The organism is Amycolatopsis melonis (assembly GCF_040064235.1).
GTDB classification, from domain to species: Bacteria; Actinomycetota; Actinomycetes; order Mycobacteriales; family Pseudonocardiaceae; genus Amycolatopsis; species Amycolatopsis melonis.
Map to the genome: position 1 here is coordinate 619,908 of NZ_JBDZYD010000003.1, position 21,173 is coordinate 641,080.

General features: G+C 72.0%; 21 protein-coding genes. 17 read left to right on the forward strand and 4 right to left on the reverse strand.

Annotated elements, in window-relative coordinates:
* Positions 1-17 precede the first annotated feature (17 nt).
* From ABJI51_RS10855 to ABJI51_RS10865, 3 genes are all read left to right on the forward strand, one after another.
* The gene (locus ABJI51_RS10855) at positions 18-470 is read left to right on the forward strand and encodes a GNAT family N-acetyltransferase (RefSeq protein ID WP_348949698.1); all 453 of its coding nucleotides are present in this window, start codon (positions 18-20) and stop codon (positions 468-470) included.
* A gap of 26 nt (positions 471-496) precedes the next feature.
* Positions 497-1,333: an SDR family NAD(P)-dependent oxidoreductase gene (locus ABJI51_RS10860; RefSeq protein ID WP_348949699.1), complete on the forward strand. Its 837-nt coding sequence runs from the start codon at positions 497-499 to the stop codon at positions 1,331-1,333.
* A gap of 79 nt (positions 1,334-1,412) precedes the next feature.
* On the forward strand, positions 1,413-3,443 hold the full coding sequence (locus tag ABJI51_RS10865) for a DHA2 family efflux MFS transporter permease subunit (protein ID WP_348949701.1): 2,031 nt from the start codon (positions 1,413-1,415) through the stop codon (positions 3,441-3,443).
* A gap of 154 nt (positions 3,444-3,597) precedes the next feature.
* Here ABJI51_RS10865 and ABJI51_RS10870 read toward each other — a convergent pair whose 3' ends face one another.
* Positions 3,598-4,434, reverse strand: coding sequence for a PHP domain-containing protein (locus ABJI51_RS10870; protein ID WP_348949702.1), 837 nt, complete (start codon positions 4,432-4,434; stop codon positions 3,598-3,600).
* Between the two features lie 31 nt (positions 4,435-4,465).
* Between ABJI51_RS10870 and ligD the strand changes: the two genes are divergently transcribed.
* Entirely contained in the window at positions 4,466-5,416 is a 951-nt protein-coding gene (gene ligD, locus ABJI51_RS10875; RefSeq protein WP_348949704.1) for a non-homologous end-joining DNA ligase, read from the forward strand.
* 5 nt (positions 5,417-5,421) lie between these two features.
* On the opposite strand, the gene ABJI51_RS10880 is transcribed toward ligD, so the two are convergent.
* On the reverse strand, positions 5,422-6,618 hold the full coding sequence (locus ABJI51_RS10880) for a thiolase family protein (RefSeq protein WP_348949706.1): 1,197 nt from the start codon (positions 6,616-6,618) through the stop codon (positions 5,422-5,424).
* A gap of 132 nt (positions 6,619-6,750) precedes the next feature.
* On the opposite strand from ABJI51_RS10880, the gene ABJI51_RS10885 reads away from it, so the two are divergent.
* The 3 genes from ABJI51_RS10885 to ABJI51_RS10895 all read left to right on the forward strand — a co-directional run bounded on the left by ABJI51_RS10885 (position 6,751) and on the right by ABJI51_RS10895 (position 8,720).
* Positions 6,751-7,188: a winged helix-turn-helix transcriptional regulator gene (locus ABJI51_RS10885; protein WP_348949708.1), complete on the forward strand. Its 438-nt coding sequence runs from the start codon at positions 6,751-6,753 to the stop codon at positions 7,186-7,188.
* A gap of 19 nt (positions 7,189-7,207) precedes the next feature.
* Positions 7,208-7,963, forward strand: a complete 756-nt coding sequence (locus ABJI51_RS10890; RefSeq protein ID WP_348949710.1) for an SDR family oxidoreductase — start codon at positions 7,208-7,210, stop codon at positions 7,961-7,963.
* Between the two features lie 88 nt (positions 7,964-8,051).
* A complete protein-coding gene (locus ABJI51_RS10895) occupies positions 8,052-8,720 on the forward strand; it encodes an HAD family hydrolase (protein ID WP_348949711.1) in 669 nt (222 codons plus the stop codon).
* Between the two features lie 6 nt (positions 8,721-8,726).
* Here ABJI51_RS10895 and ABJI51_RS10900 read toward each other — a convergent pair whose 3' ends face one another.
* Positions 8,727-8,879, reverse strand: coding sequence for a hypothetical protein (locus ABJI51_RS10900; protein ID WP_348949713.1), 153 nt, complete (start codon positions 8,877-8,879; stop codon positions 8,727-8,729).
* 380 nt (positions 8,880-9,259) lie between these two features.
* Between ABJI51_RS10900 and ABJI51_RS10905 the strand changes: the two genes are divergently transcribed.
* Positions 9,260-10,018 carry an HpcH/HpaI aldolase/citrate lyase family protein gene (locus ABJI51_RS10905; RefSeq protein ID WP_348949715.1) on the forward strand — a complete coding sequence of 253 codons (759 nt, stop codon included), beginning with the start codon at positions 9,260-9,262 and terminating at the stop codon, positions 10,016-10,018.
* Positions 10,019-10,023: 5 nt separating this feature from the next.
* Positions 10,024-10,473 carry a GNAT family N-acetyltransferase gene (locus ABJI51_RS10910; protein ID WP_348949717.1) on the forward strand — a complete coding sequence of 150 codons (450 nt, stop codon included), beginning with the start codon at positions 10,024-10,026 and terminating at the stop codon, positions 10,471-10,473.
* Here the strand turns inward: ABJI51_RS10910 and ABJI51_RS10915 are convergent.
* Positions 10,458-11,633 (reverse strand): CaiB/BaiF CoA transferase family protein, encoded by a 1,176-nt coding sequence (locus ABJI51_RS10915; RefSeq protein ID WP_348949719.1) that lies wholly within the window; start codon positions 11,631-11,633, stop codon positions 10,458-10,460. The genes ABJI51_RS10910 and ABJI51_RS10915 overlap by 16 nt on opposite strands.
* Before the next feature lie 142 nt (positions 11,634-11,775).
* Between ABJI51_RS10915 and ABJI51_RS10920 the strand changes: the two genes are divergently transcribed.
* The 8 genes from ABJI51_RS10920 to ABJI51_RS10955 all read left to right on the forward strand — a co-directional run bounded on the left by ABJI51_RS10920 (position 11,776) and on the right by ABJI51_RS10955 (position 21,172).
* Entirely contained in the window at positions 11,776-12,762 is a 987-nt protein-coding gene (locus ABJI51_RS10920; RefSeq protein ID WP_348949721.1) for a LacI family DNA-binding transcriptional regulator, read from the forward strand.
* A 440-nt stretch (positions 12,763-13,202) separates the two neighbouring features.
* Positions 13,203-13,910: a helix-turn-helix domain-containing protein gene (locus ABJI51_RS10925; protein ID WP_348949722.1), complete on the forward strand. Its 708-nt coding sequence runs from the start codon at positions 13,203-13,205 to the stop codon at positions 13,908-13,910.
* A gap of 478 nt (positions 13,911-14,388) precedes the next feature.
* Positions 14,389-15,189 carry a hypothetical protein gene (locus ABJI51_RS10930; RefSeq protein ID WP_348949723.1) on the forward strand — a complete coding sequence of 267 codons (801 nt, stop codon included), beginning with the start codon at positions 14,389-14,391 and terminating at the stop codon, positions 15,187-15,189.
* A 121-nt stretch (positions 15,190-15,310) separates the two neighbouring features.
* Positions 15,311-16,144, forward strand: a complete 834-nt coding sequence (locus ABJI51_RS10935; protein ID WP_348949725.1) for a helix-turn-helix domain-containing protein — start codon at positions 15,311-15,313, stop codon at positions 16,142-16,144.
* 209 nt (positions 16,145-16,353) lie between these two features.
* Positions 16,354-17,319, forward strand: coding sequence for a PDR/VanB family oxidoreductase (locus ABJI51_RS10940; protein ID WP_348949727.1), 966 nt, complete (start codon positions 16,354-16,356; stop codon positions 17,317-17,319).
* Position 17,320: 1 nt separating this feature from the next.
* Positions 17,321-17,851 (forward strand): hypothetical protein, encoded by a 531-nt coding sequence (locus ABJI51_RS10945; protein WP_348949728.1) that lies wholly within the window; start codon positions 17,321-17,323, stop codon positions 17,849-17,851.
* 178 nt (positions 17,852-18,029) lie between these two features.
* Positions 18,030-20,348 carry a YncE family protein gene (locus tag ABJI51_RS10950; protein WP_348949730.1) on the forward strand — a complete coding sequence of 773 codons (2,319 nt, stop codon included), beginning with the start codon at positions 18,030-18,032 and terminating at the stop codon, positions 20,346-20,348.
* Between the two features lie 71 nt (positions 20,349-20,419).
* Entirely contained in the window at positions 20,420-21,172 is a 753-nt protein-coding gene (locus tag ABJI51_RS10955; protein WP_348949732.1) for a DUF1775 domain-containing protein, read from the forward strand.
* Position 21,173 lies beyond the last annotated feature (1 nt).

The window sequence follows — 21,173 nt, forward strand, 5'->3', positions numbered from 1 at the left end:
GGTATACCGTCTCCCGCATGACTGTTTCCGAATGCCGTTCCGAGGACGTTCCCGCGCTCACGGCCTCGGCCGGCGCCCTGTTCGCCGAGGACGGCGGCCGCCACGACGCCTTCATGGACACCGGCTGGCCCGCCCGCGAAGGCGCGGCCTACTACGCGGGGCTCGTCGACGATCCGGACTCTCTCTGCCTGCTGGCCGACGGCGGGGCCGGACACCTGGTGGGCCGCCTGCGCAAGCCGGACCCGCTGCGCCCGGACGCCGTGACTGCGGTGCTCGAAAGCATGCGCGTCGCCCCGGAACGGCGTCGGCAAGGCCTCGGCCGAGCCCTCTTCGAGGCCTTCGTGGCGTGGGCACGTGAACGTGGCGCGAACGAAATGACAGTGCAGGCGTACGCGCAGAATGCGAGTGCACTTGCCTTCTACGAGGCGCACGGGTTCCGGCCGTTTCTGGTGACCTTGGCGCGCAGCTGAGCCATTCCCGCGCGACACTGGACCCCATGGGATTCCTGGACGGGCGGGCAGTCGTGGTCACCGGTGCCGGACGCGGGCTCGGGCGGGCCTTTGCCCGGCACGCCGCCGGGGCGGGCGCGGCGGTCGTCGTGAACGACGTCGACGCCGAACCGGCCCGGGACACCGTGGCCGCGATCGAAGCGGACGACGGCACCGCCGTGGCGAGTGTCGGCTCGGTGGCCGACCCGTGCTACGCCCGGTCGCTGATCGCCTTGTGTGGCAGGCACTTCGGGCGGCTGGACGGCCTGGTCAACAACGCCGCCGTCGGGTACCACGCCCTGCCGTGGGAGGACGACGACGCCGAGCGGACCCGCGCACTGGTCGAGACCAACGTGCTCGGCCCCTTCCACTGTGGCACGGCGGCGGCGAAGGTCATGTGCGCGCAGGGCAGCGGGGTCATCGTCAACGTGACGTCGGGGTCGATGATCGGGCAGCGCGGCGCCGCGGCGTACTCCGCGTCCAAGGGCGCGGTCGCGTCGATGACCTACTCGTGGGCAGGCGATCTGGCCCCGCACGGCGTGCGCGTCAACGCCGTCAGCCCGATCGCCTGGACCCGCCTGATGGCCGCCGACCCGCACGGCAATCCGGACGCGCCACCGCCGGACCGGGTGGCGCCGCTGGTGACCTACCTGCTCAGCGACCTCTCGGCCGGGATCACCGGGCAGGTGCTGCGGCTGGCGGACGGGCACCTGCACGCCGTGCGCCAGCCCGCGATCATCCGGCCGGTGCTGTACCGGGAGACCTGGACCGTCGAGCAGATCGCCGCGGCCGTCGACGGCGAGCTCGTGCTGGAAACGCCGCCGCGGGAGCGCTGGACCCTCTGACCACGCGGGACCACCGGAACGGGTGGCTATCCACAGTGGACCACCCACACTAGCTTGGAGGCCGAGCGAGGAGGGTGCGATGACGGCCACCGCGGAGGTCACCCCCGGCGCGGTGGCGCCGCCGTCCCTGAGCCGCGGCCGGGTCAACGCCGTCTTCGGCGCCGTGCTGCTCGGCATGCTGCTGGCCGCGCTGGACCAGACCATTGTCGGGACCGCGCTGCCCACCATCGTCGGCGACCTCGGCGGCGCGGGTCACCTGTCCTGGGTCGTCACGTCCTACCTGCTCGCCGAGACGATCATGACGGTGGTCGTCGGCAAGCTGGGCGACCTCTTCGGCCGCAAGCTGATGTTCCAGCTGTCGGTGATCGTGTTCGGCGTCGGCTCGTTCTGCGCCGGGTTCGCCGGCAGCATGGTGTGGCTGATCGTCTGGCGCGCGGTGCAGGGTCTCGGCGGCGGCGGGCTGATGGTGACCTCGACGGCGCTGATCGCCGACGTCGTCCCGCTGCGCGAGCGCGGCCGGTACCAGGGCGTGCTCGGCTCGGTGTTCGGCGTGGTGACCGTCGCGGGCCCGATGCTCGGCGGGTTCTTCGTCGACCACCTGTCGTGGCGCTGGGCGTTCTACGTCAACATCCCGCTGGTCGTGGTCGTGCTGGTGGTCGCGGCCTCGGCGATGCCGAACGCGCGCGCGGCGGTCAAGCCGGTCATCGACTACCTCGGCATCCTGCTGATCGGCCTCGCCGCGACCGGACTGACGCTGGTCACCAGCTGGGGCGGCACGCAGTACGCGTGGGGCTCGCCGGTGATCCTGGGGATGGCGGCGGGCTCGGTGGTGCTGCTGGCCGCGTTCGTCTTCGTGGAGCTGCGGGCGAAGGAACCGATGCTGCCGATGCGGCTGTTCCGCAACCCGGTGTTCACCGTCGGCGGGATCATGAGTTTCGTCGTCGGCTTCGCCATGCTGGGCGCATTGTCCTATTTGCCCACGTACATGCAGTACGTGCAGGGCACCTCGGCGACGACGTCCGGCGTGCGGCTGCTGCCGATGGTGCTGGCGCTGCTGGTCGCGTCGATCGCGGCGGGCAACGCGGTCAGCCGCACCGGGCGCTACAAGATCTTCCCGCTGGCCGGTGCGGCGGCCATGACGCTCGGGCTGTACCTGCTGTCGCGGCTGGACACGGACACGGGGTTCTGGGAGGCATCGGCGTACATGGCCGTGCTGGGCCTGGGCATCGGGCTGGGCATGCAGGTGCTGACGATCGCCGTCCAGAATACTGTCGACTACGCGGACCTGGGCGTCGCGACCTCGGGGGTGACGTTCCTGCGTTCGATCGGCGGCTCGTTCGGCGCGGCGATCTTCGGCACGGTGTACGCGAACCAGCTGACGCCGAAGCTGGCCGCGCTCCCGGCCCCGCCGGGCGTCGACCCGCGGGCACTGCAGGTGCCGACGGCGTTGCACGCGTTGCCGGAGGCGGTGTCGGCGCCGGTCGTCAAGGCCTACAGCGACTCGCTGCACGTGGTGTTCCTGGCGGCGGCGCCGGTCGGGCTGCTGGCGTTCGCGCTGGCGTTCTTCCTGAAGGAGGTCCCGCTGCGCGACACGGCCCGCGCGGCGGCCCCGGACCTCGGCGACGGATTCGCGATGCCGGAGGCGAACACCGACGACCGCGAGCTGGAACGCGCGGTGGCGACGCTGTTCTTCCGCGAGCGCCGCAAGGTGGCACCGTCGATCATCGAGCGCGCGGGCGGCGAACTGGACGAGGGCGGGGTGTGGTGCCTGCTGCAGGTCCACCTGCGCGAACGCCGCGGCGAACCGGCGACGCTGCGTGAGATCGCCGCGCACTTCGGGGTACCGGCACCGGTGCTGGAACCGGCGTTCAACCGCCTGGAGCTGACCGGCCACCTCCGCTACACCCGCGACGGCTGGGAGCTGACGGCCCCGGGGCACGCGGAGTTCGGGCGGGTGGTCCAGGCGTGGAAGGACTGGCTGGCCGAGCGCCTGGGTGACTGGGGAACGGACAGCCGAGCCGAACTGGACGCGGCGATCGGCCGCGTCGCGGCCCGGCTGATGGACCAGAGCGCTGAGGCACGGACATACGGGCGGCACGCGCTGGCATGACCGGCACTTTCACGTGAAAGTGACGGGTGGTGGTCGCGATCCGGCATGCGCCCCAAGGTGGCCTTGGTTGCGTTGAACGCACCGAAGGCCGCCTTGGTTGCGTTGAACGCACCGAAGGCCACATTGGGGCGCTGGGGTGCCGCCGTCGGGACCGTCAGCGGCGCCAGTAGTCGTGTGGGGTGCGGCCCGGCCGGAAGCCGCAGGACTCCGCCAAGGCCGCTGCTTCGCGGAAGCCGTGGCCGACCAGGCCCGGCTCGTGGGCGTCGCTGCCGAAGGCCACCGCGTCGCCGCCCTCCTCGAACCACCACCGGATCACCTCGCCCGGGAGTGGCACCTTCGTGTTGACCTCCAGGGCCCGGCCGCTCGACCGCAACGCCCGCAGGACCGTCCGGAACTCCTCCTCGAAATCCGAAGCCACGAACGGCGGACCCTCGCCCGGCCATGCTCGCAGTGCGTAGTCGATGTGGGCGAGGACCGCGAAGTCCGCCGTCGACTCGACCAGGCCCAGCACCTCCGTCAGGTACGCCCGCAGCCGCTCGCCCGGTGGCCGGTCCGAAACCACCGTCAGCTCGCGGTGGTGCTCGCCGTCCGGCAGGGAGTGCACCGACCCGAGTACCCGGTCGAACTCGTGGGCGGCCAGCAGCGCGTCGGTGCGGGCCCGGTGCCAGTGCGGCTCGCTCAGCTCCACCCCGGACAGGATCCGCAGCGAAGGGAACCGGTCCCGGCACTCCGCCACGCACGCCAGATAGCCGTCGACGTCCAGGTCCGGCGGCTCCAGGACGCCGTCCGGGCGCAGCCGCACGCGGAAGTGGTCCGGCAGCAGCGGGCGGATCGGCTCGGGCAGCAGCCACGGCGTGAGGTCCGCGTGCTCGGTGAACGCCACCGACGGCAGTCCCAGCTCGAGCGCGCGTTCACACGAGCCGGCCATCGATCCGGTGACCGTGTCCCAGGACCATTCCGTGTGGACGTGACCGTCCGTCGGCAGGCGCACCGGATGACCCTAACCGTTGTACGGTCTGGGCATGGCACAGAAGACGCCGGCGGTGGAGCTGGAGGTCGGGCACCGGACCGTCCGGATCTCCAACCCGGACCGGGTGTACTTCCCGGCTCGTGGTGAGACGAAGCTCGACCTGGTCAACTACTACCTCTCGGTGGGCGACGGCATCGTCAACGCCCTGCGCGAGCGGCCGTGCATGCTGCACCGCTTCCCCTCCGGCGTCGCCGGGGAAAAAGTGCACCAGAAGCGTGTCCCGCATGGCGCGCCGCCGTGGCTGGAGACCGTTCGCGTCGACTTTCCGCGCTACGGCCGTCATGCCTACGAGCTGTGCGTCACCGAGCTGGCGCACGTTGCCTGGGCGGTGCAGATGTCCACTGTGGAGTTCCACCCGTGGAACTCCCGGCGGGCCGACACCGAGAAGCCCGACGAGTGGCGCATCGACCTCGATCCGATGCCGGACTGCGGGTTCGACCGCGTCCGCCGGGTTGCGCACGTCGCGCACGAGATCCTCGACGAGCTGGGTGCGGTCGGCTGGCCGAAGACCTCCGGTGGCCGCGGCCTGCACGTCTACGTCCGGATCGAACCCCGCTGGGGCTTCGCCGACGTCCGGCGCGCGGCGCTCGCCTTCGCCAGGGAAGTCGAACGCCGCGCGCCCGACGACGTCACCACGACCTGGTGGCGCAAGGACCGCGATCCGCGGATGCTGTTCGTCGACTACAACCAGAACGCCCGCGACCACACCATCGCCAGCGCCTACTCCGTGCGCGGCAACCCCGAGGGCACGGTGTCGACGCCGATCCGGTGGGACGAGATCGACGACGTCGAGCCGGGCGACTGCACGATCGCGACCGTCCCGGCCCGCTTCGCCGAGCTGGGCGACCTGCACGCCGGCATCGACGACGCCGTGTTCTCCCTCGACCCGCTGCTGGAGTGGGCCGACCGCGACGGCGTCGAGGAGCCACCCGACCCCGACTGACCGGCTCAGTCCAGGCGCTCGACGATCGTCGCGTTCGCCAGGCCGCCCGCCTCGCACATCGTCTGGAGGCCGTAGCGGCCGCCGGTCTGCTCCAGCACCGACAGCAGCGTCGTCAGCAGCCGGGCGCCGCTGCCGCCGAGCGGGTGGCCCAGCGCGATCGCGCCGCCGTTGACGTTGACCTTCGCCGGATCCGCGCCGATCTCGGCCTGCCACGCCAGCACCACACTGGCGAACGCCTCGTTGACCTCGAACGCGTCGATGTCCGAGACGCTCAGCCCCGCGCGGGCCAGCACCTTGCGGGTCGCCGGGATGATGCCGGTCAGCATGAGCAGCGGGTCGTCGCCCGCGACGGCGAAGCTGTGGATCCGGGCGCGCGGCCGCAGGCCCAGTGCCGCCGCCGTCTCGCTGCTGGTGATGAGGACCGCGGCGGCGCCGTCGTTGATCGGGGAGGAGTTGCCCGCGGTGACGTGCCAGCCGAGGTCCGGGAACCGCTGCTCCCAGACGTCGGCGCGGAACGCGGGCTTCAGCCCGGCGAGGATCTCCGGCGTGGTGCCCGGCCGCACGGTCTCGTCCGTGGTGACCTCGCGCAGGGTGCCGTCGGGGCCCGGGGCCTTGAGCGGCGCGACCTCGCCCGCGAACCGGCCGCCGGCCCACGCCTGCGCGGCGCGCCGGTGGCTTTCGGCGCTGAACTCGTCCAGCTGCGCGCGGGTGAAGCCCCACTTGGCGGCGATCAGCTCGGCGCTGATGCCCTGCGGCACCAGCCCGTCCGGGTAGCGGGCCGCGACCTGCGGGCCGAACGGGTCGCGCCCGGCGGCCTGGCTGCCCATCGGGACACGGCTCATCGACTCGACGCCCGACGCGATCACCACGTCGTAGGCGCCGGCGATGACGCCCTGCGCGGCGAAGTGGACCGCCTGCTGGCTGCTGCCGCACTGGCGGTCGACGGTCACCGCGGGCACCGACTCCGGCAGGCCCGCCGCCAGCGCCGCCCAGCGCGCGGTGTTCATGCTCTGCTCGCCGATCTGGCCGACGGCGCCGCTGATCACGTCGTCGATCCGGGCCGGGTCGATGCCGGTGCGCTCGACCAGCGAGCGCAGGGCGTGGGCGTGCAGGTCGACCGGGTGCACCCCGGCCAGCGTGCCGTTCGGCTTGCCCTTGCCGATCGGGGTCCGTACCGCGTCGACGATCACCGCGTCCGTCATGACGTCTGCCTCCTCGCAGATCGGGAACGTCTTCGGTATACGCCGCGTCAGTTGGATTCCACAACTCACTTGTCTGCTCGGTCACAGGCGTGTTGACGTGCTAGGTTGGATTTTCGACCTGAGGGAGGTGGCATGGTCCGGCGTGGTCGTGAATGCTCGGTGGCCGAGGCGCTGGAGGTCGTCGGCGAGCGGTGGAGCCTGCTGGCGCTGCGCGAGATCATGCTGGGGGAGCGGCGGTTCAACCGGATCGCCGAGAACACCGGGGCCAGCCGCGACATCCTGACCGCGCGGCTGCGCAAGCTCGTCGACGCGGGCGTGCTCGAGCGGGTCCAGTACGAGGCCCACCCGCCGCGGCACGAATACCATCCGACCGAAGCCGGCCGCGCTCTGCAGCCGATCCTGCTCGGCCTGATGGCGTGGGGCGACCGGTACGTCCACCAGGGCGAACCGCCGACCCTGTGGCGCCACGCCTGCGGTGAGGAACTGCACCCGGTCACCGTTTGCGCGCACTGCGGCGAGCCTGCCGCCGCTCCCGGCACCCGGCCGATCCGGCTCGGCGCCGTCCACTGAACCCCTCGGCCGTGCCAGGATGACGCCGGAGGTGGTCGACGTGCGGATCCTGGTCACCGGCGGCACCGGCCGGCTGGGCAGCGCACTCGTGGCGCGGCTGCTCGAAGCGGGGGAGGACGTCCGCGTGCTGAGCCGCCGGGCTGCGGGCAGCCCCGCCGTCTTCCGCGGGGATCTGCGGACCGGCCGTGGCGTCGACACCGCCGTCGCCGGAACCGACGTCATCGTCCACTGCGCCACCGACTTCCGCCGCGAGACCGCGCTCGCCCGGACCCTCGTCGAGGCCGCCCGCTGGGCCGGGGCTCCGCACCTGGTCTACGTTTCGATCGTCGGCGTCGACCGGGTCCCGCTCGGCTACTACCAGGCCAAGCACGAGACCGAGCAGCTGCTCGCCACCTCGGGACTGCCCTGCACGATCCAGCGCGCCACGCAGTTCCACGGCCTGGTCCGCGCCCTGCTCGCCCCCGCGCTCCGGCTGCCGGTGGTGCCGGTCCCGCGGATGTCGTTCCAGCCGGTGGACGTCCGCGACGTCGCCCGGCGGCTGGCGGACCTCGCGCTCGGCGAACCGGCGGGCCGGGCCCCCGACTTCGGCGGCCCGGAAATCCTGACCGCGGCGGAGCTGGCCGAGGCCGTCGGCGACGTGAGCGGGCGGCGACGGCGGATCGTGCCGGTCGCCGTGCCCGGGGAGACGTTCCGGGCCTACGCCGCCGGCGGGCATCTGGCGCCCAGGCACCGCGACGGCGTGATCACCTTCCGGGAGTACCTCGCGGAGCACTGACCCGGCAACGTTTCGCGACGCCGCTCCCGGGTCATCCGGGGGCGCGGTGATGATCTTCGCCGTCCCACGACAGGGAGGAGAGCGCCCGATGATCCGCTGGGCGACGTTCGACTGCTTCGGCACGCTGGTGGACTGGCGCCACGGCATCGCCACCGGGTTCGAGCTGCTGTACCCCGGCCGCGGCGCCGAGCTGCTCGAAATCTACAACCGTCTCGAAGCGGACGTGCAGGCCGAGACGCCGGTGCGGCGGTACCGGGAAGTGCTGGCCGAGACGCTGCGCCGGACCGTGGCCGAAGCCGGGCTGGAGCTGCTCGACGACGACGCGTCGGTGCTCGGCACCGGGCTGCCGTACTGGCCGGTCTTCCCGGACACCCGGGCCGCGCTCACCGCCCTGCGCGAGGCGGGCTGGCGGCTGGCGCTGCTGACCAACTGCGACCGCGACCTGGTCGGGCAGACCCAGCGGCGGCTCCAGGTGCCGTTCGACGTGGTCGTCACCGCCGAAGACGCCGGCGAATACAAGCCGGGCCACGGCCACTTCCGGCGGTTCGCCGCCGCGGTCGAGGCGACCCCCGCGAACTGGGTGCACGTGGCGCAGAGCCACTTCCACGACATGGTGCCCGCCCAGGCCCTCGGCATCCCGCGGGTGTGGATCAACCGGCACGCGGCCCCGCACGACCCGGCGATCGCCGACGCGGTCCTGCCTGGGCTGGACGGCCTGGCCGAAACGGTCGAGCGGGTCCACGCCGCCGCCCGCTGACCGTCGTCACGGATGGGCCCGCCGCGGCGGGAACACCGACACCCACAAGGCTTTCCACGCCCGCGCGGGCTCCCGGTGCTGTCCTGGCGCGGTCCTGGGCAGGCCGGCCCGGTAGTCCATCTCCACCCGCACCCAGTCGTGGATCCAGTCGCCTCGCATGGTCACTCCTCACTCCGGTGATCGCTACCGGCCACGATCGTCCTGAGGGATGGCCCGCGGCATCGGGTGAACACGCACTCCGCGTCGCGAAACCCCTTACTCCGATGCCCGGGTTCCCCGTATCCGGAGGCGGGGTCACCGCCTCCTCTCGCGGGGGGCTGGGGGCCGCGAGGAGGGTCCGTTGGGCGTTGCCGATCGTCTGGCGGTCCGGCTTCGGCAGGGTAAAGGGTGCGGCTGCCTTGCCTGGTTGCGCTCGGCTGGGGCCCCGGCTCGGTGAAAGGTGCGCACGCCGTGCCCGTTTGCCCGGTCGCTCGGCTCGGTGCCCCGGCATGCTGACCGCCGCCGTGGCCGGGGCTGCGCCTGGCCGTTATCGTGGCCGGATGGCGCCGGTGACCTTCCTGTTCGTGCCCGGTGACCGGCCCGGCCGGTTCGGCAAGGCCGTCGCCGCGGGGGCCGATGTTGTCATCCTCGACCTCGAAGACGCCGTTGCCCCCGAGAACAAGGATGCCGCGCGCAACGAAGTCGCCGCCTGGCTGGATGCCGGGCACGCGGCGATGGTCCGGATCAACGGCCCGGGCACGCCGTGGTTCGCGGCCGACGTCGCCGTCGTGACCGCGCGCGGGGTGCCCGTCATGGTGCCGAAGGCCGAGTCGCCCGGGGTGCTTGCCGGGTTCCGTGAGGTCGTCGCCCTGGTCGAGACCGCCCGTGGTGTCGAACGTGCCGGGGAACTCGCCGCCGTCCCGTCCGTGACGCGGCTGGCCTTCGGCAGCGTCGATCTGGCGGCGGAACTCGGCGTCGCGCCGGAAGATCCGGAACCGTTCACCTATGCGCGGTCGCGGCTGGTGATCGCCTCCGCGGCCGCCGGGCTGGCGCCGCCGGTGGATGGTGTCACCACGGACCTTCGCGACGGCGGACGGCTCGCGGCCGACGTCCGGTACGCGCGCCGGATGGGCTTCGGCGGCAAGCTGTGCGTCCACCCGGACCAGGTCGCGGCGGTCCGTGCCGGGTTCGAGCCGACCGAGGCCGAGCGCGCGTGGGCCCGCCGCGTCGTCACGGCGGGCGCTTCGGTGTCCACTGTGGACGGGGAGCTGGTGGACCGGCCGGTGCTCGCCCGTGCCCGGCGGATCCTGGGCGGGTGACGGGCGTGCGGCATCGGGTCGAACTGCGCCGTCTCCGGTCGGGTGACGACGAATTCTGCTTCCAGCTGCACCGCAGCGCGCTCGGCGAGTACGTCGACGCGGTCTGGGGCTGGGACGAGCGGGCGCAGCGCGAGTACCACGAGCGGAACTTCGACGCGGCGCACACGCAGATCATCACCGTCGACGGCCACGACGCCGGCGCGCTGACCGTCCTCGACAACGGCACCGAGGTCGTCCTCGGGCTGATCGAGCTGGACCCGGTGTACCAGGGCCGCGGCTTCGGCGGGCACGTCGTCAAGGCACTGGTGGCCGAGGCGGCCGCGCGCGGCCAGGACGTCGTGCTCGAAGTCCTCGACGTCAACACCCGCGCGAAGGCGTTCTACGAGCGGCTGGGCTTCGCCGAAACCGGGCGTCCGCGGGAGCACAAGATCGCCCTGCGTTACACGGCGCCCTGACGGCGCAAGGTTTCCGGGTCGAAGCCGAACTCGGCCAGCACCGCGTCGGTGTGTTCGCCGACCGCCGGGACCGGACCCATCCGCGGGGCCCGGCCGGGCACCGTGATCGGCGGCAGGGTGGCGCGGACCGGCCCGGCGGGCGTGGCGACCTCGGCGAACCGGTCGCGCGCGGTGAGCTGCGGGTGCGCGAGGACGTCCGGCAGCTCGCGGCGGCGGGCGTGCGCGATGCGGCCCGCGCGCAGGCGGTCCTCCAGCTGCGCCCCGGTGAGCGTGGCGAAGATCGCCTCGATCTCCCGCTCCAGGGCCGGCCGGTTCGCGACGCGGGCACTGCCGGTCGCGAACCGCTCGTCGGTGACCCACGCCGGCCGGGCGACGACGTGCTCGCAGAACGCCGCCCATTCGCGGTCGTTCTGCACGGCCAGCACCAGCTCCGTCCCGTCGCCCGCGGCGAACGTGCCGTACGGCGCGATCGCGGGATGGCTGGTGCCGGTCCGCGGGGGCGGCGTCCCGCCGTACGCGGCGTAGTAGAGCGGGAAGCCCATCCATTCGACAAGCGAGTCGAACAGGCTCACCTCCAGCTCGGTGCCGTGCCCGGTGCGTTCGCGGTCGTAGAGCGCGGAGAGGATGCCGGAGAAGGCGTACATGCCCGCGCCGATGTCCGCGGCCGGGATGCCGCTCTTGGCAGGCTGATCCGCCGACCCGGTCACCGAAACCAGTCCGGTTTCGGACTGGATGAGCAGGTCGTAGGCCTTCGCGTCGCGATACGGGCCGCTCGTGCCGTAGCCCGACACCGAGCACGTGATCAGCCGCGGCCGCGCCGCGCGGATCGCCGCCGCGCCGAGCCCGAGCCGTTCGGCGACACCGGGCGCGAAGTTCTGCACGAACACGTCGGCCCGGTCCAGCAGCGCCGCCATGACCTCGGCCGCGGCGGCGCTCTTGAGGTCGAACGTGATGCTCTCCTTCGACCGGTTCAGCCAGACGAAGTGGCTGGACAGGCCGTGCACGGTCTCGTCGTAGGCGCGGGCGAAGTCCCCGCTGCCGGGCCGCTCGATCTTGAGGACCCGCGCCCCGAGGTCGGCGAGGTGCCGGGTGGCCAGCGGCGCGGCGACCGCCTGTTCGCAAGACACCACTGTGACGCCTTCGAGGGGCAGAGAGGGCATGGCCGCATCCTTGCAGCCCGGGCCGGCCCTGGTGCGCGAGGGACGGGTTCGGCGGAGTTTCGGGCAAAACCGTTGACCCGCTCCCGGCGTGGCTTGCAGGCTCGGCGCGACCGACCGCGGAGACTGGCGAGCGAGGAACCCGATGGGCAGGGTGCGGCAGGCCGACATCGCGCGCGTGGCCGGGGTTTCGCAGGCCACGGTCTCGGTGGTGCTGGGCGGCAACCGCACCGGGGTCCGGCTGTCGGAACGGACGCGGCTGCGGGTGCTGGCCGCCGCCGAACAGCTCGGGTACGTCCCCGATCCCGTGGCCAAACTGCTGGCGTCCTCGCGCAACAACCTCTTCGGCGTGTGCACCTTCACCTCGGCGTTCACCGGCGGGCCCGGCCACCCGGTCCTGGCCGGGATCGAGGCGGAGGCGGCCGCGCTCGGCAAGGACCTGATCATGTTCACCGCCGACCCCGACCGGATCGGCCGGGTCCGCCTCGCCGACGGCTGCCTGTTCCTCGGCAGGCACGTGCCCGCGGCCGCGCTCGGCGAGCTGCTCGCCGCCGGGTTCCCGATCGTCCACATCGGACGCCGCAGCGACCTGGGCGGCCGCGTCCCGTCGGTGGACGCGGACTACGCGGCCGCCTCGGCCGAGGTGGTCACCCGCCTGGCCCGCGCCGGGCACCGCCGCGTCCGCTACCTGCGCGAGCCGGACGACACCCCGCCGGCCCGCGACCGCGAACACGGGGTCCGCACGGCGGCGGCCGAGGCAGGCCTGACGCTGACGGTGACACGCACGGACGGCGCGGGCCTCGGCGCGGCCACGATCCGCGGCTGGCGCACCGACGGCATGACGGCACTGCTGGTCGAGGAAACCGAGACCGGCGCGCTGTTCCACGCGACGCGGCGAGCGTTGTGCGAGGCGGGGGTTTCGGTGCCGTCGGAGCTTTCGCTGGCCGTCCTGGGCCGCCCGCCGTCGGGGACGACGGGCCCGGAGATCAGCGGCTTCGAGGTCCCGCGGCGCGCACTGGGCCGCGCGGCGGTGCGGCTGCTGGCCGCTCAGGTGGACCGCGGCGTGGCGCCGGCGTCACGGCTGCTGGACTGCCCGCCGGTGGCGGGGGAGACGATCGCCGCTGTGCGGTGACACCCGCCGGCCGAGGAACTGCCGAAGGTGCCGAAGTCAAGGCGGCGCCCGCCAGGCAAATACGTGACTCACTCCATTGGGTGAGCGGCGGGTCGGCGTTGTTAGGCTGAAGTGGGCGGATGGGCAGCGCGGAACCTCGCGCATTGCCGGACGCATGGCACATATTTCCGGCAGCCCGGCCACATTTGCGGGTTACGCAGGGCAAATCACCGCCCCTCCCGGTAGTCGGGAAATTTCGGTAAAGAGTTCGCAACAGCGGTGTCATGCATCGGTCATGTGGCCCCGCACCATTGGCCGAGCCAAGATCTCCGTTCCGCCAACCGGTCGTACCACGTGGTCCGCTCGGAACTCACAGGGGGAAACCGTGCGCGCGCCTTTGCCGCGGAGCGGAAGAACGGCGGCGAGCCAGCTGTAGCCCGACGGAACCGGATGGGGTGGCGATGGTGGAGGTTCAGGGGAGACCGGGCGCGCGAAGCCTGCCGGCGGACGCGTTGGAACAGCTGCGGCGGCAAGCCGTGGCCGCGGTCGGTTCGGGGCTTTCGCAGACCAGGGTGGCGCACATGTTCGGCGTGTCCAGGAAAGCGGTCGGCTCCTGGGTGCGGGCCTACGAATCCGGTGGCGAGTCGACGCTGCGGCCCCGGCCGCGCGGCCGCCGGACCGGGGAGCAGCTGGTGCTGTCCGCGGCCCAGCAGGGCCGCGTGGTCGACGTCCTGGCGTCCGGGCCACCCGACGCGGCCGGGCTGCCGTGCCTGGTGTGGACACGCAAGGCGGTCGCCGAGCTGGTCGCGCGGGAGTGCGGGGTCGTGCTGGCGGGGACGACGATCGACAAGTACCTGCTCCGGTGGGAACTGATCACCCGCGACGGCGTGTTCTCCCGGCGGCCCGGCTGCCCGCCGGGAACGCTGCTGGTGACCTGGACCCACCCGCGCTCGCCGATGGGTTCCCGCGCGCTGCACGCCCTTGTCGCGGTGAGCGGCCGCGGCACGCTGCAGTTCCTCGTCGCGGCGGCGCCGTTCACCGGCGTCACCGACTTCCGGCGCCGGCTGCGGATGCAGTGCGGTCGGGACGTCCGGCTGGTCCCGCACGACTGGCCCGCCGCCCATCCGGCGCTGCTCGACGACGACCAGGACGTCGTGCGCCCGGCCTGAACCCGGCAGTTCCCGACCGCCGATCCGGCTTTCCGGATCGGCGGTTTTCCTGTGCGCCCACGACTGTGTTACCCCGGCGTAAACAGTTCACCCGGATTCCGGATCGTATCCGGCGATTTCGTCGGAAAGGAGTTCCTTGCTCGCTTTGAAAGGGTTACACCCATCCCGATCGCTACCTCACTCTCCCGTCGCCGGGGTGTCCGTTATTTGCCCGCTGCGGTCGGCGCGGCGTTTCCGGTCCGAACCGGTGAAAGTGGCCATAAGCCCTGGTAGGGGCGTTGTGTCCAGCGGTGGCAACATTGCCGCAACGCGCGTTTTCACCCGGCTGGTCAACAAAGCGGTGAAGCTGAGACCATGCCGTGGTCCGGGTTTTCCCAGCCTGGCACATCCGGCCCGGGAATACCTGAGACCGAGCCAAGAAGTCCGGCGCCCGAGGAGGCGGCACGTGCGAACGACACCATTTCTCACCGCGGCTGTGGTGGCCCTCGTTTTGCCGGGCCCGGCGCCCGCCGCCGCGGCCGAAGCTCCGGTGACGGCGACGGCGTGCTCCGCCACGGTCACCGGCGCGCCGGGCGCGCAGCTGCTGCTGGCCCCGGCGGCGGTGACCGAACCCGTGGTGTCCGCGCTGTCCGGCCTGGACCCGCTGGGCGTGCTCACCGGCACCTTCCGGTCGCTCTGGGCCGGCACGGCGCCGATCCCGCTCGGGACCGTCCCGGCCGGCCAGGCGGAGATCCCGGGGGCCGTGATCGCGGACGCGGTGGTCACCCGCCTCGGCGAGCTGCCCGTGCTCGCGCCGGTGCTCGCCCCGCTGGTGTCCACCGTGCGCTCGTCGCTGGCCGCGCTCTGCGGCATCGTCGTGCGCGGCGAGGTCCCGGGTGCGCCTGCTCCTGCGCCTCCGGCCGGTTCGCCCGCGACACCCGGCCTTCCGCCGTCGGTGCCCGGTGCGTCCGGCGGTTCGCCCGAGGCCGGCACCTCGGCCGCCGGGCGGCAGTGGACGATCGCCGCCGTGCCCGGCTCGACGCCGGGCGGCAGCGCGGTGTTCGGCACCCCGATCCCCGGGCAGCTGCCCGGGAACGGTTTTCCCGTCGGCACCGAGCCGCCGCAGGCGGACGGCCAGGTGCCGGTGGTGCTGGACGCGCCGCGCGCGGCCGGATCGGCGGAGGCGCTGGCCGCGCCGCGGGGCGACGCGCTCTCCTGGCCGGTCCTGGCGGGAATCCTGCTGCTGGCCGGGGTGAGTGCCCAGCTGCTGCGCAGATGGGGCTACCGCCGTCCCCGCTGATCGCGGTGCCCCGTTAATCCCCGGTTACGGCAACCCTCGCGGGAGGGACGAGCGGTGACACTCCGTTCACGAAAGGACGTTCCTCATGAACAGTGCAACTGCCACTATCCGGGACTTGACCGTGACCGATCGTGACGCGCGCAGTCTCTCCGCGGACGCTCTCGAAGCGCTCCGCCGCCGAGCCGTAGCCGCTGTCGAAGCGGGGGTGACGCGGGCGGAGGTCGCGCGCCTGTTCGGGGTCTCCCGCAAGACCGTCGGTGCCTGGGTCGCGGCCTACCAGCGGCAAGGCGACGAGGCGTTCCGGCCACGGCGGAGAGGGCGGCGGCCCGGCGAGCAGTTCGCGCTGACCGCCGGGCAGCAGGCGTGGCTCGTGCGGACGATCGTGTCGGGCCTGCCGGAGCAGTGCGGGCTGCCGCACCGGCTCTGGACGCGGCAAGCGATCTCCGAGCTGGTCCGCCGGGAGTTCGGCATCGTGATCAGCTCGCCGACGGTGTCGCAGTACCTGACCCGCTGGGGGCTGGTGGAGGAGCACCGGCTGCTGGACATGCGGCGCGGGCGGGTCCTGTCGGGCCGCCCGCGCGAACCCCGGCCCGGCAACGAATGGCTCCCGGACGCGGAGGTCCTGTGGCTGGCCTGGACGCGGCCGCACACGCCGTCCGCCCCGCGGCGCGGCCCGGTCCGGGACCGGCAGAACCTGCTGACCGGATTCCGCGACTACTACGGCGACGTCAACCTCCTGCTCGCCCTCTCGCACCGGGGCATGGTGTTCTTCCAGGCCCGGCAGGGTGCCTTCGACATGCCGCAGGCGAACGAATTCCTGACGCGGCTGACCGGCCAGTTCAACCGGGGGCTCAACATCGTGGTCTGCGAGTGGCCAGCCGAGCACGACGGAATGCTGCGGACCTGGCCGGAGCCCCGCCCCGGCCGGCTGTCGGTACGCTTCGCGCTCGGCTGAGGCCGTCGAAAGGAAAATGGACGTCTTGCGGTCACGCCACAACCGGGTAGTATTTGACAGCAGAGCCGAGTTGGGGTCACGGAAAAGCTCACCGCTCTCCTTCTCTTTTGTGAAAACGGCGATACACGGACTTCATTTTCCGGCCACGCCGCTGTTTCCGGTGCTGGTTTGACTTGTGCTGCGAACCGATGCGGACAACCGGGAGAGTCATGACCGTCAACATCCTTCCTTCGGCCGATCTCGACCTCGAAGTGCTGCTGGCGCACAAGGAAACGATCGCCGAGGGCGTCGTCCGGCTGGTGTTCCGCCATCCCACGGGGGATCAGCTGCCGCCATGGGCGCCGGGTGCCCACGTCGACCTGCTGCTGCGGCCGGATCTCGTCCGGCAGTACTCCCTGTGCGGCGATCCCGGCGACCGTTCCGTGCTGGAAGTCGCGGTCCTGCGCGAGCAGGCCGGGCGCGGGGGTTCCGCGTTCGTGCACGACACGCTGCTGCCGGGGGACCGGCTGCGGATCCGCGGTCCCCGCAACAACTTCCCGTTCGTGCGTGCCGAACGGTACCTGTTCGTCGCGGGCGGGATCGGGATCACCCCGTTCCTGTCGATGGTGGCGGCTGCCGAGGCGGCAGGCGCCGACTGGCGGCTGCTCTACGGCGGCCGGTCGCGCTCGTCGATGGCCTTCGCCGCACACCTGCGGCAGGCGTACGGCGACCGGGTGCTGCTGTGGCCGCGCGACGAAGCGGGACACCCCGACGTGGCCGGGACGCTGGCCGCGGCGGACGGCGGCACCGCGGTCTACTGCTGCGGGCCCGAGCCGCTGCTGGCCGTCGCCGAGGAGGCCTGCGCCGGCCTGCCGCACCTGCAACTGCACCTGGAACGGTTCTCGCCCAAGGAGATCACCGGAGTCGCGGCCGGCTTCGACGTCGAACTCGCCCGGTCGGGGCTGACGCTGACGGTGCCCGCCGACCGCTCGATCCTCGAAGTGGCCGAAGACGCCGGGGTGCCCGTGCTGTCGTCGTGCCGCGAGGGCACCTGCGGCACCTGCGAAACCCCGGTGCTCGGCGGGGTGCGCGACCACCGCGACTCGGTGCTGACCGGCGAGGAGAAGGCGGCCAACGAGACCATGATGATCTGCGTGTCCCGCTCCTGCGGCCGGAAGCTGGTACTGGACCTCTGAGATGCCCGTGACGACAACGAAGATCGGCACCTGGGCGGCGGCCCTGCTGGCCGCCGCCTCCTGCGGCTGGGCGCTGTGGACAGTGGCCGCTCACCTCGGCGACGAGCGGCGGCCGCCGGTGACCCAGGTCGCCGCTCCGCGGACGACGTCCCCGCCGCCCGGCCCGGCCCCCACCTCGTCCGGCCCGCCTCCGGCGGCGACGATGGCGACGTCGACCACGACGACTGCGGCACCGCCGCCGGTTCCCGGACCGGATCCCGTTCTCCCCGGCGAGCCCGTGGTGACCAGCCGCGTCTCCGCGGGTAATGCACCACCGGGGTCGTCCGGATGGCCGGTGCCGACCGGGGAATATCCGCCATTGCCGGGGGAACCGCCGCTGCCGCCGTCTTCGGTGCCGCCACCGGCGACTTCCCCGGCGCCACCGGAACTGCCGCCCCCGACCACCGAACCCGTGCCGCCGCCCGTCGCGGAATGCGATTCGAGCGGGCTGCTCGGGCCATTGCTGTGCACTGTGCTCGGCCTGCTCGGCTGAGCCAGGGAACTATTCAAGGCAAACTGTTTCCCTGCTTTTATTGTCGCTATTTCTCACCGCGGTTCCCCCATTGGAAGACGTTTATTTCACGTCGCGTTAACAGGAAAATCCGGAGCCGGACGCGAATTCCGTGATTCACTTTCCTCCGTTCAGCCGAACAGATACGGAAAGGAAGCTCATGTCCCCAGAAGCTCCGCCAGGAGCCCGCACGAGGTCACGCCGAGCCAAATCGGCGGTCACCATCGTCCTCGCGGTCGCCACTCTCGGCGCCTCCGCGGTGGCGGCGGTCCCGGCCTCGGCGCAGCAGCCGATCGGGGTCGGCCCCGTGCCGATCACGTTCCACATGAAGGACGACAACGGCAAGTGGTTCGACTCCGGGCTCAACCTGTTCGGAGACCAGTCGCTCGCCGTGGCCGAGCTGCCCCGCCTCGGCACGCTGGGCGGCCTCACGACCGGAGGTGAACTGTCCAGCCTGCTCAACTCCGACCTCGTCGGCGCGGTCGGCAACCTGACGCAGAACCTGCTCGGCCAGCTCCCCGTGCTCGGTTCGCTCGGCGGTCAGCTGGGCAAGGCGCTGAACCTCGACAGCACGCTGTCCGCGGTGAAGTCGATCGGGGCGAGCAACCGGCAGGCCGCGCCGGCCGCGGCGAAGGCGGAGAACCTGCTCGGGCAGTTCGCCCAGCAGCTGACCACGATGCGTGCCGACCAGCCGCTCAACCTCAACTCCCTGCCGGTCGGCCTTGACCTGCAGGGCGCGCTCAACGACCTGGCCAAGTTCGCCGTCAAGGGCCCGCCCGTGACGGTGAACTTCGTGGTCGACCCGAAGGAGTCGACCGGCGCCCGCGACCCGATGGGCCTGATCGCGCCCGAAGGGGCCGAGGGCTTCCCCTACGAAATGCCCGGCGGGGCGTTCTTCGGGCAGCGGTCGATCCAGCTGACCGAACCCGGGCTGTACGCCTTCACCGACATGGTGACGCCGTACATGCTGGGCGCCGTCGTGGTCGACGACCCGCTCACCATCGGCCTCGACTTCGGCAAGGCGTCGATGATCAACTCGCGCGACCTGGTCGTCCCGACCAACTCCGACATCGTCAACCGGCTGGTGAACGCGTTCTTCAACATCACGAACCCGAACAACTGGCAGCAGTTCAAGCCGGACTCGGAGAACTCCTTCAACCCGATCCAGCCGCCGGCGCCGATCCTGCAGTACGACGCCGCGGGCAACCCCGTCCTGATCCCGAACCTGGACGCCTACTTCGACAAGAAGTTCTCGTACCCGAGGACGTTGTCGAAGGGCAACCAGCTGCCGTCGACCCCCGGCGTCGGCGAGGTGTGGGTCGACACCGAGGTCGAGGAGTGGGCAGGCAAGAAGGCGGTCGGCTCGGCCACGAAGATCAACGTCGCCAACTGGACGATCGACCGCAAGATCGGCGCCCCGTCGATCAACATGAACAACCCGCACAACATGTGGACCGACAAGGACTACAAGTACCTCTACCAAACGGAGTGGTTCTCCAACAAGGTCGACGTGTTCGACCGGGAGACCGGGGTGTTCGTCCGGCAGACGCAGGTCGGCCAGAACCCGGCGCACGTGATGACCGAGCCGGGCAGTGACAAGCTCGTCATCGGCATCAACGCCGGCAACGAGATCGTCGAGCTGGCGCCGGGCGGCACGAACGTGCTCCGGAAGATCTCGGTCAGCCCGACCGGGGAGGTCCGGCACCCGCACGCGCACTGGACCAGCGCGGACGGCAAGACCGTCGTCACCCCGAACGTGCTGACCAACAACGCATCGGTGATCGACCTGCCGACCGGCACCGTCCGGACCGAGAAGACGGGCCAGTTCCCGATCGCCTCGAGCATGGCCCCGGACTCCTCGAAGTTCTACACGGCGGACTTCACCGGCGAATCGATCACCTGCGTTTCGCTCGCCGGGCCCGCCTGCGTGGACAACGGGGAGAAGGTGCACAGCAAGACGATCGACCTGTGGGCGAACTACAGCCCGCAGGACGGCCCGAAGGCAGGCGCGCCGTTCGGCGGGCTGACGATCCAGCTGCCGGTGACCCCGGACGGCAAGGCGATGCTGGCGGCGAACGTGCTGTCCCAGACGGTCACCGTCATCGACCCGAGGACCGACAAGATCGTCAAGGACCTGCCGTGCGCGGCAGGCTGCCACGGCATCAACTACGGCGCCAAGAAGGGCGGCGGCTACTACGGCTACGTGTCGAACAAGTTCGCCAACGTCGTCCAGGTCATCGACGTCGACCCGAACGGTGACGGCAACATCGAGGACGCGAAGGTGGCGGGCCAGCTGACCCTCGACCCGACCCCGACGACCAAGATGGACGGATCGATCTCCGGGAAGCCCGGCTACGGCGGCCAGGGCGTGCTGGCCGTGCCGCTGGTCTACAACGGCTGGGTCCAGCAGAACCAGGGGAGCTGGCGGGCGCAGCTGACCTGCCGGCAGCTCAACCCCCTCACCCCGTCCGCCTGCTGACACATCACGCGGTAACGGTCCGGGGCCGGGCCTCGACCCGGCCCCGGACCTCACCGCCGGAGGAGAATCCCATGGCGCACCGCCGGAAAGCCCTTCCCCGCATCCTGTTCGCGTTGCTCACGGCCGTGCTCGGCGTGCCGGCGCTGACCCCGCCCGTGGCGGCCCAGGTGTCCATCGTGCCCGATCGCGTCGACGGCGGCGGCACGCGCACCTTCGCCTTCCGGTTCGCCAACGAGCGGGCCGACACGAAGGCCACCCGGCTCGAACTGGTCTTCCCCCGTACCCCGCCGGTCGCCTACGTCAAGGTCGACCCGGCGCCGGGCTGGACCGCCACCGTCCGCCCGCGGCCGCTGAACCCGCCGATCGAGGTGGGCGGCAAGGTGGTCCGCGAGGCCGCGGACGCCCTCGTCGTCGAAGGCGGCGCGGTCGCGCCGAGGCAGTTCGAGCAGTTCCTCGTCACCATGGGCCCGCTGCCCGCCGACGGGCGGCTGCCGTTCGAAGCAACGCAGACCTTCGCCAACGGCCTGGTCGCACACTGGAACCAGACGACTTCGCCGGCGCCGGTGATCAGCTTCGGGCCCGGGCTCGTCGCCCCCGCGGCGGAACCCGCCGGGCAGCAGCCGGTTCCGGCCGCCGGCGATGCCACGGCTCCCGCGGACCAGGCGGCGCAGAGCACCGGCGGCCCGCCCCTCGCCCTGCTGTGGGCCGCCTTCGGCCTCGCGCTCGCCGTGATCGCGGTGGCCGGGTACCGGGCGCACCGGCGACGGCTGCGTGCACCCGCCGCGGAACCCGAGCCCGAACGCACGGAAGTCGGCGTCGAATGAC

Bases quoted from the DNA above. Each gene is read 5' to 3' on its own strand.
- ABJI51_RS10855 (WP_348949698.1), top strand. From the start codon at position 18: ATGACTGTTTCCGAATGCCGTTCCGAGGACGTTCCCGCGCTCACGGCC.
- ABJI51_RS10860 (WP_348949699.1), top strand. From the start codon at position 497: ATGGGATTCCTGGACGGGCGGGCAGTCGTGGTCACCGGTGCCGGACGC.
- ABJI51_RS10865 (WP_348949701.1), top strand. From the start codon at position 1,413: ATGACGGCCACCGCGGAGGTCACCCCCGGCGCGGTGGCGCCGCCGTCC.
- ligD (WP_348949704.1), top strand. From the start codon at position 4,466: ATGGCACAGAAGACGCCGGCGGTGGAGCTGGAGGTCGGGCACCGGACC.
- ABJI51_RS10880 (WP_348949706.1), bottom strand. From the start codon at position 6,618: ATGACGGACGCGGTGATCGTCGACGCGGTACGGACCCCGATCGGCAAG.
- ABJI51_RS10885 (WP_348949708.1), top strand. From the start codon at position 6,751: ATGGTCCGGCGTGGTCGTGAATGCTCGGTGGCCGAGGCGCTGGAGGTC.
- ABJI51_RS10890 (WP_348949710.1), top strand. From the start codon at position 7,208: ATGACGCCGGAGGTGGTCGACGTGCGGATCCTGGTCACCGGCGGCACC.
- ABJI51_RS10895 (WP_348949711.1), top strand. From the start codon at position 8,052: ATGATCCGCTGGGCGACGTTCGACTGCTTCGGCACGCTGGTGGACTGG.
- ABJI51_RS10900 (WP_348949713.1), bottom strand. From the start codon at position 8,879: ATGCGAGGCGACTGGATCCACGACTGGGTGCGGGTGGAGATGGACTAC.
- ABJI51_RS10905 (WP_348949715.1), top strand. From the start codon at position 9,260: ATGGCGCCGGTGACCTTCCTGTTCGTGCCCGGTGACCGGCCCGGCCGG.
- ABJI51_RS10915 (WP_348949719.1), bottom strand. From the start codon at position 11,633: ATGCCCTCTCTGCCCCTCGAAGGCGTCACAGTGGTGTCTTGCGAACAG.
- ABJI51_RS10920 (WP_348949721.1), top strand. From the start codon at position 11,776: ATGGGCAGGGTGCGGCAGGCCGACATCGCGCGCGTGGCCGGGGTTTCG.
- ABJI51_RS10925 (WP_348949722.1), top strand. From the start codon at position 13,203: ATGGTGGAGGTTCAGGGGAGACCGGGCGCGCGAAGCCTGCCGGCGGAC.
- ABJI51_RS10940 (WP_348949727.1), top strand. From the start codon at position 16,354: ATGACCGTCAACATCCTTCCTTCGGCCGATCTCGACCTCGAAGTGCTG.
- ABJI51_RS10945 (WP_348949728.1), top strand. From the start codon at position 17,321: ATGCCCGTGACGACAACGAAGATCGGCACCTGGGCGGCGGCCCTGCTG.
- ABJI51_RS10950 (WP_348949730.1), top strand. From the start codon at position 18,030: ATGTCCCCAGAAGCTCCGCCAGGAGCCCGCACGAGGTCACGCCGAGCC.
- ABJI51_RS10955 (WP_348949732.1), top strand. From the start codon at position 20,420: ATGGCGCACCGCCGGAAAGCCCTTCCCCGCATCCTGTTCGCGTTGCTC.